Here is a 13536-nt window from a genome sequence, read left to right as displayed (position 1 = left end):
GCGACGGTGGGCGCTCGAATGCCGCTGGCTGGCCGAGCCGCGAGCAGCGAGCTTGAGGGACAAGGGCACCCTGGCTATGTGCCGGCTACACCCACTGCGTTCCTTCGCCGTGGGCTCGTCGCACGGGAACCGCCAGAGCCGCGGCGAAACCTGATGAGTCCGAAGTTCTTCTCAGGAATTGCCATGGCAAAATACCAAACCATGCCGAGGGGCAGAATGATCAAGCTTGTGATGAGTGTGTAGAAAGGCATCAGCAAAAGCCAGCGATTCCGATTTTTCCAGTGGATGCCATAAATCATGCCGAAGTAAAGAACGGCCGCGGCCAGCAGTGACAGCCCGGGATGCACGAGCGCTTCCCACCGAAGAAGGAGAAAAGCAAACAGTACGACGCTGCCGTATGTCCAGAAGAACGGATGCCAAAAGCAGAAGCGGATATTCACAATATACAAGCGGAATTCCCCGCCCGCCCAGGCCAGGCGCTGCCGCCACCAGGCCCGCAGCGTCGCTGGTACCTCCGTGTTCACGGCGAACGGAATGTGTGTCATACGGTATCCAAGGCGCTCACCGAGCAGTCCTGTCTCAACATCATTCCCCTGGAAGAAGAGTGAATGCTGCGCCATGATGGCACGCATTGCGGATGTTGTTCCTGCGTGGCATGCCCCGCTCAGAAGCCACGGCATGACGAACCTGAGGCGCATGGCCAGGCGGTACTCATGCCGCTGCAACTGGACCAAGGCGGGACCCTCCGCCTGCGGCACCAGTTCAATGGAGGCGACATCGTCACCCCGCCTCCGAAGCTCTCCCACCAGCTCTGACAGCGGGCGGACCGACGTCGTGTCCGCATCCAGACATACGACGTATTCAGCGTCAACGGCAGATTCCAGTGCGTCCCGAATGACTCGGTCACGGACTGTACCGCCAGTTCGGCGACCAGTTCCGGCAGAAGGCGCAACGTAATCGCTGAGGAATACCCGGAAACCATGAGTCGTCGCAATTTGGTCGAGCGACTGCCTGAAGCCGTCGGACTCACCGGAGGTCGTACAGAGGATGACCTGGGAGCCGTAGCTGTGGAGAAAGTCGACGTTTGTCAAATAGCGGATATCGCCATAGATGGGAACCAGCACGTCGAATGACAAACCCTGAAGCGACTCACTGCCGGCTTCCCGGACCGCCGTTCCGAAGCGGCTGCTGCGGGCCGCCCCGACAGCGTCAACTAAGACTGCGAGAAGTGGCAGTGCCAAGAGCGCCAGAAGAGAGGCTGTCCAGTCCATCGTTTACCTTTCCGGCCGTATTGAATTCGAGGGCCTCGCGAACGAGTGCAGGATGCGCGCCGTGATCGACGAGCTCGCGAAGAAGTTCCAGTGCAGGGTCAATCGGATAGGTTCCAACATCGACCTTCAGGATGCGCGGATGAGGCGTGGCGTAGTGGGTTTCGCGCATGTCGAAAAGTTCCTCGGACATCTTTTCGCCGGGACGCAGGCCGGTGTACTCAACTGCAGGCATCGGGCAGTCAACCATTTCGACGTACCGGCGCAGCAGCGACTCGATCCGCACAGGGGCGCCCATGTCCAGCACGTACGTTTCCCCGCCGGAACCGAGGCAAGCGGCTTCGATCACCAGGCCGGCTGCTTCGGGGATGGTCATGAAGTAGCGTGCGACACCGGGATCGGTGATCCGGATCGGCTGTCCCCTCTCAATCTGAGTCATCAGCGTGGGCAGGAAGGAGCCTCGGCTGCCAAGAACATTTCCAAACCGGACACTTGCCAGTTTGGTCTCTGAGGTGCCGGCATACTTGCCGGCCACGTGCTCGGCGAGCCTCTTGGACCATCCCAATGCCGATGTCGGATTGGCCGCCTTGTCTGTGCTGATGTTGACAACCCTGCTGACACCTGCAGCAATTGCTGCTCGGACTACGGACTGGGTTCCAAAGACGTTGGTCTTGACTGCTGCCTCAGGTGCCCGCTCGAGAAGCGGCAGGTGCTTGTGGGCTGCGGCATGAAAGACGACATCCGGGTGGACCTCCTGCATGATGCGCCGCATGAGCTGTTCGTCCCGGATGTCGGCCAGCCGGTACACGTCGTCGTCCAGCAGCGCCAGGCCTTCCAGGTCCATTTGCAGGTTATAAAGGGCGAACTCGTCGTCGTCGATGCAGAAGACCTTGCCAGCTTCCAGCGTATGCATCTGGCGCACGATCTCTGAGCCGATGGAACCCCCGGCGCCCGTCACGAGGATGATTCTGCCTTGGATCAAAGCTTTCGCAGCAGACCCGTAAACGTGCATCGACTCTCTGCCAAGTAGTCGGTCGGCCCAAATCTTTTCCATCGCACTGCCCCCATGTTCACAAAATTGTTCGGCTTCTTATTGAGCAAATTCATCGCAGGACAGATCTCTTCGGCTCCGCCAGGAGGCGGCCGAACGCAAATGAATAACCCGCATGCCGCAGGGCCGTGACCCTGGAATCCGTTGGTTTTCCCCCACTGAGACCTTCCACCCCAACAACACACGGCTTCTTTCTCGGCAACACGAGTAGCTGGTACCTGTAAATGAGCGTGAGCGCTACTTGGTAAGGAGGACTTGCCTACGGGCACCGGCCGGTCAATTGCTTGCGGCGCTCCGATCAAGCTGATAGGCCTGACGGTAAGGTGCAGAGTGGCAGATCAGCACGCCGCCCCATCCGGGTGGTGGTTGCAGAAGGGAAGTTCACGTGACTCGCAAGACTCCTCACATCGAGGAACCGTCCGAAAAGGATCTCGTCGTCGGAGACGGGCCGAAAAGCTGGGCCGCCGGCGTCCCGGGCGTGTACCACTCCATGAAGCCAGCCATCGAACAGATGGGGCTGAACCGGACCCGCAAGACCGTCATGGCGATGAACCAGAAGGACGGCTTCGACTGTCCGAGCTGCGCGTGGCCGGATCCCCACCACCGCAAGGCATTCGAGTTCTGCGAGAACGGGGCCAAGGCGGTCACCTGGGAAGCGACCCCGGTGGTGGTTCCCGAAACTTTCTGGGCCGAGAATGCCGTCAGCGACCTGCGCAGCCAGACCGAGTACTGGCTTGGCATGCAGGGCCGCCTGACCGAACCGGTGTACAAGGCCGCCGGCGAGGACCACTACAAGGCGGTCAGCTGGGACGAGGCGCTCCGGCTCGTGGCCGACAAGCTCAAGGGTCTGGACTCCCCCGACCAGGCGGCGTTCTATACGAGCGGCCGGACCTCGAACGAGGCTGCCTTCCTCTACCAGCTCATGGTCCGCGGCTACGGCACCAACAACCTGCCGGACTGCTCCAATATGTGCCACGAATCCTCCGGCTGGGCCATGGGCCAGACCATCGGCATCGGCAAGGCGACGGTCAGCTTCGACGACTACGCCAAAGCCGACCTGATCATCATCATGGGCCAGAACCCCGGCACCAACCACCCCCGGATGATGACCGAACTCGAGGCGTGCAAGCGCAACGGCGGTGAGATCGTGGCCGTCAACCCCCTCCCCGAAGCGGGCCTGCGCCGGTACAAGAACCCGCAGCAGGTCAACGGGGTCGTCGGTCACGGCGTCCAGATCGCGGACCAGTTCCTCCAGATCCGGATCGGCGGGGACATGGCGCTGCTGCAGGCCGTGTCCAAGCGCGTGCTCGACGCCGAGGCCAAGAACCCCGGGACGGTCCTGGACCACGCCTTCCTGGCCGAACACTGCGAGGGGCTCGAGGAGCTCAAGGAACACCTCGCCGGGCTGGATGAAGGCACAGTGCTTGAGGCCACGGGCCTGCGCAGCGAGGACATCGATGAGCTGGCCGCCCGCTACCTCAAGGCCGAGAAAGTCATCATCACCTGGGCCATGGGCATCACCCAGCAGAAGAAGGGTGTTGCCACCATCAAGGAGATCATCAACCTCCTGCTGCTGCGCGGCAATATCGGCAAGCCAGGCGCCGGCGCCTCCCCCATCCGCGGGCACAGCAATGTGCAGGGCGACCGGACCATGGGCATCTGGGAGCAGATGCCGCAGTCCTTCATGGAGGCCCTCGGCGAGGAGTTCGACTTCGAGCCGCCCCGCGAACACGGCGCGGACGCCGTCGAGACCATCAACAAGATGCGCGCAGGCGAAATCAAGGTATTCGTCGCCCTGGGCGGCAACCTGGTGGGTGCCATCTCGGACACGAACGCCGCCGAGGCTGCGATGCAAAACACGGAGATGACGGTGCAAATCTCGACCAAGCTGAACCGCTCGCACACTGTGACGGGCCGCGAGGCCCTGATCCTCCCCACGATGGGCCGGACCGAGATCGATATCCAGGAATCCGGTCCCCAGTTCGTGTCGGTGGAGGACACCGTCTGCGCCGTGCACCCGTCCTGGGGCAGCGTCGAGCCGGTGTCCCACCATCTGCTCTCGGAGCCGGCCATCGTGAGCCGGCTGGGCAAACTCCTGGTGGGCGACAAGATCAGGGCCGACTGGGACGGCTATGAGAAGAACTACGACCTCATCCGGGACCATATTTCGCGCGTGGTGGGCGGCTGCAAGGACTACAACCAGCGGATCCGGCAGGAAGGCGGGTTTGTCCTCGCCCACGGTCCCCGCGACTCCCGCACTTTCCCCACGCCCACCGGCAAGGCCGTGCTGACCGCCAACGATCTTGAACTTGTCGAACGGCCGGAGGGAACCCTGATCCTGCAGAGCATGCGCTCCCACGACCAGTTCAACACCACCATCTACTCGCACAACGACCGCTACCGTGGCATCAAGAAGGGCCGCCATGTGGTGTTCGTGAACCCTGACGACATCGCCGAACTCGGCCTTGCGGACGGGCAATATGTGGACGTCCGCGGCGTATACGACGACGGTGAGGAACGCGTGGTGCGCAAGTTCCGTGTGGTGTCGTACCCCACGGCACGCGGTTGCGCTGCTGCCTATTACCCCGAAGCCAACGTGCTGGTGCCGCTGAACCACACGGCCGAAGGCAGCAACACGCCAGTCTCGAAGGCAGTCATCGTCCGGCTCGAGCCGAGCCTGGACCAGACGCCCGACGGCGCGGCAACAGCCCCTGCCGGCGTGGCGTCGCCCTAGTAGGCACCCGGTTCCACTGGCCGGGGCCGGGCCAGTCCGCACCACCGGACATGCCCCGCCCCGGCCACGGCGAGTGGACATAACACCAACATGCCCATGCCCGCGCCCCACCGCGGAGCATGTCCAGTGGCTGCGGACCGCGCGCATGGCGTGATCCCTGTGCACCAGGTCCGGCGTGCTTCCAGGGTGCTCGCGGGGCGGGCTACTGGGCCCTCTTGGTCCAGCCTTCTTCGTCCGGGCCGCCCGACTCGCCATGTTCGCAGAGCTCGATGACCTTGTTCGACGCGGCGTGCACAGCCTCCTGCGTGCCCTTGCGGCCCTTGGTGGACGCAGTACCCGCCGCGTAGCCCACGATGAACGCACTGATCGCGTCCGCATGCGGCCCGACGGCTTTGACCGATTCCTCCGCCACCTGGACGATCTTTTCGTGGTCGACTTCCAGGTCGAGGATCTGCAGCGCCTGGATCAGCCGGCTGCTCCAATGCCGCAGCGAGCTGTCTTCGTCTCGGGACAACGTCATTGCTACTCCTTCTCGCAGGGTGAATGGATCGTCTAACCCTCAAGGGGTAGCACCCGCCCCCGGCGTTGCGCAACGCGACACAGCGGCAGGCGGCAGGTGGCACGCAGGCGGCCCCTCAGCTCCAGAGCGCCACGTGGAACTTGGATCCCCGCCGTTCCAGCCCTCGGGAACCGCCGGGGGCCACCATGGCCGCGGTGGCGTCGGCGGTGCCGGCAAACCGTTGGAGGGTCCGCGCCATGGTGGTGGCCCGGCCGCGGTCCAGGGTACTGGCCCACCAGAGTCCGGAGATCGGCGTTCCGGCTACCGGCACACGGACCAGGGAACCGCTGCGGATTTCAGCCCGGACAATATGCCCCAGCGCCAGCATGGTTCCCTCTCCGGCCCTGACGGCGGCCAGGGCCTCCGTTTCGCTGCTCAACCGGACGATCTCCGGCGCCACCGACTGGGCAGCCAGCCACCGGCCCTCCTCGCTGGCCGCCTGAATGCCGGCGGGGCCGGCAAACCAGGGTCTGCGCACCAGTTCGGCCGGCGCGACCGGCCCGTGGAGGGCGGCGATCGGATGCCCGGCGGCCGCCACGACGATCCGCTGGTACCGCAGGAACGGGACGGAGTCGATGCCGACGTCGCCAGTACCGTTGGCGAGGGAGCCGTTGCGGGCGGCGGGCCTGGCCCCCAAAGCGATGTCATAGACGCGTTCCCGCATCAGCGAGGCGATGTCCTCGGCCTCCTCCACCACCACATCGACGGAGGCCCCGGGAACCCGGCGGGTGAAAAGGTCGAGCAGGCGCCCCGCCGCGTGCTCGGCAAACGGCGCCGTCGCCACGATTTTCAGGCGCCCGGTCTCGGTCTGGGCATGTGCCACCTCCCACCGGGCCCGGTCCGCCAGTCCCACGATGTCCTGGGCATGTTCGGCGAGCGCCCGGCCGCCGGGAGTCAGCGCAATCCCGCCATGGGCGCGCACGAAGAGCGGGTCGCCCAGATCCTGCCTGAGTGCGGCGAGCGCCGTCGATACTGCCGGTTCGCTGACTCCGAGCTGGACGGCGGCCGCATGGAGGGAACCCAGCTTGGCCACCAGGGCGAACGTCCGCAACTGTCCCAATGTCATCGCCACGGCTTCATAACCTTTCGCTTATGACGATATTGACAGCCCTGTCAGGCCGGGGCAAGACTGACCTCAATCCGGCGCCAGGCAGCTGCTACTCCACGCCGCCGGCCTTTCGGAGTGAGGTAGGGACTATGCAGATTCCGGCTCCATTTGACTACGTGCGCGCCACTACGGTGGAGAACGCACTGGAACTCCTTGCCCGGTACGGACCCGAATCGCGGGTGGTTGCCGGCGGCCATAGCCTCCTGCCGATGATGAAGCTCCGCCTCTCCCGGCCCGAATGGCTGATCGACATCAATGACTTATACGAGCTCGATTTCATCCTCCGTGACGGCAACAAGCTAAGGGTCGGCGCCCTGACGCGCCACACCACCCTGCTCGAGTCGGACGAGGTGGCCGGGCTGTTCCCCATCGTTCGGGACGCCGAGCGGGTGATCGCCGACCCCGTGGTCCGCAACCGCGGCACCATTGGCGGCTCGCTCTGCCAGGCCGACCCGGCCGAGGACCTCTCCACGGTGTGTGATGTCCTGGGCGCCGAGGCAGTGATCCGCGGACCGGGCGGCGAGCGCATCCTGTCCATGTCCGAGTTCCACCGCGGACCCTATGAAACCGCGGTCGGGCACGATGAACTGCTCTGCGAACTCAGGTTCGGCATCCGCCCCCGGTCGGGCAGTGCCTATGAAAAGGTCGAACGCCGGGTCGGAGACTGGGCAGTCGGTGCCGCCGGTGCCGCTGTCACCCTCACCGCGGACGGCACTGTCGACGACGCCGCCGTCGGGCTCACCGCCCTGGGCCTCGACCACCCCCTGGCCGGGGCCGCCGCCGTGCTCCGCGGCCGGCATCCGGAGGAGGAGCTGTTCGCCGAGGCGGGCAGGCTGGCAGCGGAGGCCTGCGATCCGGTGGCTGACCAGCGCGGCCCCGTCGACTACAAGCGGCATCTCGCCGATGAGCTCACCCAACGGGTACTGCGGCGGGCCTGTGCCCGCGCCGCCCAGATGCAGGAAGGCTGAAGCCGATGCAGATCAGCATGACCGTGAACGGCACCGACGTCACGAGCGAGATTGAGCCCCGGGTGCTCCTGGTCCACTACATCCGCGAGGTCCTGGGCCTCACCGGTACGCACTGGGGATGCGACACAAGCAACTGCGGGACGTGCGTGGTCCTGATGGACGGACAGCCCGTGAAGTCCTGCACCGTCCTGGCCGCCATGGCCGCGGGGCACGACATCCGCACCGTCGAGGGGCTGGCCAGCGGCGGCACCCTCGACCCCGTCCAGCAGGGTTTCATGGAAGAGCACGGGCTGCAGTGTGGCTTCTGCACCCCGGGGATGATGCTCACGGCCCGCGCGCTGCTGGATAAGAATCCGCACCCGGACGACGCCGAGATCCGGCAGGCTATTTCCGGGCAGATCTGCCGGTGCACGGGCTACGCCACGATTGTCCGCTCGGTGCAGTGGGCCGCCGCCCACCCGGCCGGCGGCGGCGCGGACGATGCGCCGGCAGCCGAGGAAGGCCTGGCCGACACGGACACCGCCGTCCCGGATGCCCGCGTCCCGGATGTCACGGCGGAAACAGAAGACACGGAGGTGAAGGCATGACCGTCATCCATGACCGGCCGTCAAACCCGGCCGCAGGCGATGAGGACCGTCCGATCGGCTATGGCCGCATCCAGCGGAAGGAAGACCCGCGCTTCGTGCGCGGCAAGGGGCACTACGTGGACGACATCGTGCTGCCGGGGATGCTGCACGGCGCCATCCTGCGCGCTCCGGTGGCGCACGCCCGGCTCGTGTCCATCGACACCACCAACGCCCTCGCGCATCCGAAAGTGGTCGCAGTCATCACCGGCAAGGACCTTCTGGGCCTCAAGCTCGCGTGGGCGCCGACACTATCGGCGGATGTCCAGGCCGTGCTGGTGACCGACAAAGTCCGGTTCCAGGGGCAGGAAGTCGCGTTTGTCGTGGCCGAGGACCGTTACGCCGCACGGGACGCCCTGGAGCTGATCGACGTCGAATACGAAGTCCTTCCCCCGCTGGTGGACGCCCGCAAGTCACTGGACCCGGACGCCCCGGTGATCCGCGATGAGATCGAGGGCCGGACGGACAACCGGATCTTCGACTGGGAGATGGGCGACAAGGCCGAAACTGATGCGGTGTTCGCCTCCGCGGATGTTGTGGTCAGCCAGGAGATCGTCTACCCGCGGGTCCATCCCGCACCGATGGAGACGTGCGGCGCCGTCGCCGATTTCGACGCCGTCAACGGCAAGCTGACGCTCTACGAGACCACCCAGGCACCGCACGCGCACCGGACCCTGTTCGCGATCGTCGCCGGCATCCCCGAGCACAAGATCCGGATCGTCTCCCCCGATATCGGCGGCGGTTTCGGCAACAAGGTCGGGATCTATCCCGGCTACATCCTCGCCGTCGTCGGTTCGATCGTCTCCGGCCGCCCGGTCAAGTGGGTGGAGGACCGCTCCGAGAACCTGATGTCGACCTCGTTCGCCCGGGACTACATCATGCAGGGCGAAATCGCGGCGACCAGGGACGGCAAGATCCTCGCCCTGCGCACCCACGTGCTGGCCGACCACGGCGCGTTCAACGCCACGGCCCAGCCCACCAAGAACCCGGCCGGATTCTTCTCCATCTTCACCGGCAGCTACGACCTCGCGGCCGCCCACTGCTCCGTCACCGGCGTCTATACCAACAAGGCGCCCGGCGGGGTCGCGTACGCGTGCTCGTTCCGGGTTACCGAGGCCGTGTACCTCGTGGAGCGGATGGTCGACATCCTTGCCCGCAAGCTGGACATGGACCCGGCGGAACTGCGGCTGAAGAACTTCATCAAGCCGGAGCAGTTCCCCTATGCCAACAAGACCGGCTGGGTCTACGACTCGGGCAACTACGAGGCCGCCATGCGCCTCTCGATGCAGCTCGCCGGATACGAGGACCTCCGCCGCGAGCAGGCCGAGAAACGCGAACGCGGGGAACTCATGGGCATCGGGGTTTCCTTCTTCACGGAAGTCGTCGGAGCCGGGCCAAGGAAGCACTTCGACATTGTGGGCCTCGGCATGGCCGACGGCGCTGAACTGCGCGTCCACCCCACTGGCAAGGCCGTGGTGCGCATCTCGGTGCAGAGCCAGGGCCAGGGCCACGAGACCACCTTCGCCCAGATCGTGGCGGAAGAACTCGGCATCCCGCCGGAGGACATCGAGGTGGTGCACGGGGACACCGACCAGACGCCGTTCGGCTTGGGCACGTACGGCAGCCGTTCGACGCCGGTCAGCGGCGGCGCCGTGGCCCTTGTAGCCCGGAAGGTGCGCGAGAAGGCGAAACTGATCGCCGGGGCGATGCTGGAGACCCGCCCCGAGGACCTCGAATGGGAAAAGGGCCGCTGGTTCGTCAAAGGCGATCCGAGCGTCGGCAAGACCATGGCCGAGATCGCCATGGGCGCCCACGGCACCGTTGCCTTGCCTGAGGGCGTGGACGGAAACCTCGACGCCGAGGTCACCTACGACCCGCCGAACCTGACCTTCCCGTTCGGCGCCTACATCTGCGTCGTCGACATCGATCCCGGCACGGGGCAGGTCAAAGTGCGGCGCTTCATCGCGGTGGATGACTGCGGCACCAGGATCAACCCGATGATCATCGAAGGCCAGGTGCATGGCGGGCTGACGGACGGTGTGGGCATGGCCCTGATGGAGATCATCGAGTTCGACGAGGACGGCAACTGCCTCGCCGGGTCCTTCATGGACTACCTGATCCCCACGGCCATGGAAGTGCCGGACTGGGAAACCGGATTCACTGTCACGCCCTCCCCGCACCACCCGATCGGGGCGAAGGGCATCGGCGAGTCCGCCACAGTCGGCTCACCGCCGGCGATCGTCAACGCTATTGTCGATGCCCTGGCGCCGTTCGGCGTCACACATATGGACATGCCCTGCACCCCGGCCCGCGTCTGGGCTGCCATGCAGGGCCGGGCCCGGCCGCCGATCTGATGGCCTCCACCGCAGGATCCCTGGCCGCCAGGGCCGATGAACTCGCCAGCCGCCGCGAGCCGTTCGTCCATGCCACGGTGGTCCGCGCCCAGCATCCGACGAGCGCCCACGCCGGGGACACCGCCCTGGTGCTGCCCGGCGGAGAGATCCACGGCTTTGTGGGCGGAAACTGCGTGGAGGAGTCGGTGCGCGAGTACAGCCGGCAGGTCCTGGCCACCCAGGAACCCCTCCTGCTGCGGGTGCTGCCCGGAGAACCGTCCCGCACCGCGGAGGAAGGCGCCGTCGAGGTCACCAACCCGTGCCTGAGCGGCGGGGCGATCGAGATCTTCCTCCAGCCGCGGATTCCGGCGCCCCGTGTCGTGGTGGTGGGCACGACGCCGGTGGCGCAGGCCCTGGAAACGCTCGGCTCCGGCGTCGGCCTCGAAGTCGAACTGACGGACGGCGAATCCGCAGATCCCCGCGGGGACGACGCGGCATTGATTGTCGCCTCGCACGGAAAAGCGGAAGAGCGTGCCCTGGAAGCCGCCCTGCGGGCCGGTGTCCCCTACGTTGCCCTCGTGGCCAGTAGAACCCGCGGCGCCGCCGTCCTGGAATCCCTCGACGTCGACGACGCCCTGCGGCGGCGGGTTTTCACACCGGCCGGGCTGCAACTCGGCGCCCGGACCCCCGGGGAGATCGCCCTGTCCATCCTCGCCCAGCTGGTCGGTGAACGGTCCAGGGCGCGGCGCGCCGCCCCGCCCCTGGCGTCCGCTGCCGCGGCCGCCACGAGCTTCGGCACGGAGCCAGTACCATCGGAGCCAGTTCCATCCGAGCCGGCACCACCGGGGCCGGCGAGCGCGGTCGACCCGGTGTGCGGCATGTCTGTCCCGGCCCTCGAATCGTCCCTGCACCTGGTTCACGAAGGGGCCGCCGTCTACTTCTGCTCGCCCGGCTGCCGGGCCGCCTTCCGCAAAGATCCGGAACGCTATGCCGTTACGACCTGACCCGTTGCCGGCGGCAGAAAGCCCCGGGCCCCGGACCGCCGGCATCATCCTGGCCGCGGGCGGTTCCCGGCGACTGGGCCGGCCGAAGCAGCTGCTGCCCTACGGCGCCGGAGTGCTGCTCGATGCCGTCCTGGCGACTGCCCGGGACTGTGGCTTCGGCCAGACGGTGCTGGCCCTGGGCGGCGCAGCGGCCGACGTGGAGCGCACTGTGGACACCAGCGGCTGCGATGTGGTGCTCAACCCGGACTTCGGCGAAGGGTGCGCGTCCTCGATCGCCACGGCGCTCGCCGCCCTCCATCCGGGCACCAGCGCCGTCGTCCTGCTGCTCGGCGATCAGCCCGGTGTCCGGGCCGCGAGCGTCCGCGCAGTGCTTGGCGCCCTGCAGCCCACTCCTGCGCACACTGCCGGCATCGCGGTGTGCCGCTACGACGACGGCGTGGGCCACCCGATGGCGTTTGCCCGGCGCCTGCTGCCGGACCTGGCCGCCCTGCACGGGGACAAAGCCGTCTGGAAGCTCCTGGCACAGCGGGCGGACGACGTCGTCGAGGTCCGCACAGCCGGCCCCGTCCCCCCGGACGTCGACACCGAAGACGACTACCGGCGCCTCCTTGCCGGGCTGCTGGGGGCCCTATGACGGCGGCGGCGCGGGCTGGCGCGGAGGAGGACGTGCGGCGCCGGGTCCCGGATGTCGGATCGCTGATGGCCGCGCTGGACCGGGCCAACTACCTGGCCGACGTCGGACTGGCGACGGCCCTGTTCCTGGCTGTCCGCCTGCCGCAGCCCATCCTGCTCGAGGGCGAGGCGGGGGTCGGAAAGACGGAGGCCGCTAAGGCGCTGGCCGAGCTCCTCGACACCCCGCTGTACCGGCTGCAGTGCTACGAGGGAATCGACGCCGGTGAGGCCCTCTATGAGTGGAACCACCAGCGCCAGCTGCTCGGCATCCGGCTGGCCGAAGTCCGCGACACCGAGGTCACGGAAACGGACCTGTTTGCCTCCCAGTACCTGCTGCGGCGCCCGCTCCTGCAGGCGCTGGAACATCCCGGCCCGCGGCCTGCCGTGCTGCTCCTGGACGAGATCGACCGCGCCGACGCCGAATTCGAGGCCTTCACCTTTGAACTGCTGGCCGAATCCGCCGTCACCATCCCGGAGCTGGGCACAATCCGCGCCACCCATCCCCCCATCGTGATCCTGACCTCCAACCGGACCCGGGACCTTCACGACGCCCTGACCCGCCGCTGCCTGTACCACTGGATCGACTACCCGGGACCCGCCCGGATTGCCGAGATCGTGCGCCGCCGGGTTCCTGCCAGCAGYGGCCCGCTGGCCCTCCAGGCCGCTGCCGTCATCACCCGGCTGCGCACCCTGGACCTCGCCAAGCCGCCCGGGATCTCCGAGGCAATCGACTGGGTCTCGGCCCTGGCCGTGCTGGGGGTGGAGCGGATCGACCCCGGCACCACCGAGCAGACGTGGGGCTCCATCGTCAAGAACCGCGATGACCTCGAACTCGTCGGCTCCCGCGGCGCGGCCTGGCTCGTGGACGGCACCGATGGCTGAAGACCACGGCCCCGCCCAGAACAACAGTGCCACCGATCAGCCGCCGCAGCCGCCATTGGTCGAGGCGGCCGCCTTGTCCGCCGCGTTCGTCACGGCCATCCGGAGGGCCGGCCTGGCGACCTCGCCGGACCGGGCGGCGCGGCTCGCCGAGGCGCTCCACCTGATCCCCCCGGCCCGGCTTGAGCAGCTCTACTGGACCTGCCGCGTGGTGCTCGTGTCCGCCCGCGAAGAAGTGCCCGTGTTCGATGCCGTCTTCGCGGCCGTGTTCCGCGGGAACGCGCGAAGAAGTGCCCGTGTTCGATGCCGTCTTCGCGGCCGTGTTCCGCGGGAACGC

At 66.9% G+C, this 13536-nt stretch carries 11 protein-coding genes and 1 pseudogene; 8 read left to right on the top strand and 4 right to left on the bottom strand.

Features of this window, described 5'->3' with window-relative positions:
- Positions 1-74: 74 nt before the first annotated feature.
- Positions 75-1271 carry a glycosyltransferase family 2 protein gene (locus AC1D1A_RS14390; RefSeq protein WP_253906778.1) on the bottom strand — a complete coding sequence of 399 codons (1197 nt, stop codon included), beginning with the start codon at positions 1269-1271 and terminating at the stop codon, positions 75-77.
- On the bottom strand, positions 1210-2322 hold the full coding sequence (locus tag AC1D1A_RS14385; RefSeq protein ID WP_476948008.1) for an SDR family NAD(P)-dependent oxidoreductase: 1113 nt from the start codon (positions 2320-2322) through the stop codon (positions 1210-1212). The genes AC1D1A_RS14390 and AC1D1A_RS14385 overlap by 62 nt, the downstream gene beginning before the upstream one ends.
- Before the next feature lie 382 nt (positions 2323-2704).
- Between AC1D1A_RS14385 and AC1D1A_RS14380 the strand changes: the two genes are divergently transcribed.
- Positions 2705-5053 carry an FdhF/YdeP family oxidoreductase gene (locus tag AC1D1A_RS14380; RefSeq protein ID WP_476948007.1) on the top strand — a complete coding sequence of 783 codons (2349 nt, stop codon included), beginning with the start codon at positions 2705-2707 and terminating at the stop codon, positions 5051-5053.
- Between the two features lie 202 nt (positions 5054-5255).
- Here AC1D1A_RS14380 and AC1D1A_RS14375 read toward each other — a convergent pair whose 3' ends face one another.
- Positions 5256-5573, bottom strand: a complete 318-nt coding sequence (locus AC1D1A_RS14375; protein ID WP_476871529.1) for a DUF6457 domain-containing protein — start codon at positions 5571-5573, stop codon at positions 5256-5258.
- Between the two features lie 115 nt (positions 5574-5688).
- Complete coding sequence (locus AC1D1A_RS14370) at positions 5689-6678, bottom strand: LysR family transcriptional regulator (RefSeq protein ID WP_476871539.1); 990 nt, start codon at positions 6676-6678, stop codon at positions 5689-5691.
- A gap of 131 nt (positions 6679-6809) precedes the next feature.
- Here AC1D1A_RS14370 and AC1D1A_RS14365 point away from each other — a divergent pair, with 131 nt between their 5' ends.
- The 7 genes and pseudogenes from AC1D1A_RS14365 to AC1D1A_RS14335 all read left to right on the top strand — a co-directional run.
- Positions 6810-7688, top strand: coding sequence for an FAD binding domain-containing protein (locus tag AC1D1A_RS14365; RefSeq protein WP_476871528.1), 879 nt, complete (start codon positions 6810-6812; stop codon positions 7686-7688).
- Positions 7689-7693: 5 nt separating this feature from the next.
- Complete coding sequence (locus AC1D1A_RS14360; RefSeq protein WP_476871527.1) at positions 7694-8275, top strand: (2Fe-2S)-binding protein; 582 nt, start codon at positions 7694-7696, stop codon at positions 8273-8275.
- Positions 8272-10665 (top strand): aerobic carbon-monoxide dehydrogenase large subunit, encoded by a 2394-nt coding sequence (locus tag AC1D1A_RS14355; protein ID WP_476948006.1) that lies wholly within the window; start codon positions 8272-8274, stop codon positions 10663-10665. The genes AC1D1A_RS14360 and AC1D1A_RS14355 overlap by 4 nt, the downstream gene beginning before the upstream one ends.
- On the top strand, positions 10665-11648 hold the full coding sequence (locus AC1D1A_RS14350; protein ID WP_476849590.1) for an XdhC family protein: 984 nt from the start codon (positions 10665-10667) through the stop codon (positions 11646-11648). The genes AC1D1A_RS14355 and AC1D1A_RS14350 overlap by 1 nt, the downstream gene beginning before the upstream one ends.
- A complete protein-coding gene (locus AC1D1A_RS14345; RefSeq protein ID WP_476849589.1) occupies positions 11632-12282 on the top strand; it encodes a nucleotidyltransferase family protein in 651 nt (216 codons plus the stop codon). The genes AC1D1A_RS14350 and AC1D1A_RS14345 overlap by 17 nt, the downstream gene beginning before the upstream one ends.
- A complete protein-coding gene (locus tag AC1D1A_RS14340) occupies positions 12279-13202 on the top strand; it encodes an AAA family ATPase (protein ID WP_476849588.1) in 924 nt (307 codons plus the stop codon). The genes AC1D1A_RS14345 and AC1D1A_RS14340 overlap by 4 nt, the downstream gene beginning before the upstream one ends.
- Positions 13195-13536, top strand: a pseudogene (locus tag AC1D1A_RS14335) (hypothetical protein); the annotation flags it as partial. The gene AC1D1A_RS14340 and the pseudogene AC1D1A_RS14335, both read left to right, overlap by 8 nt.

It is taken from the genome of Arthrobacter sp. P1_B9, assembly GCF_056406495.1.
Note: the sequence above shows the minus strand (reverse complement) of the source record. Positions and strands in the feature narration are given on the sequence as shown.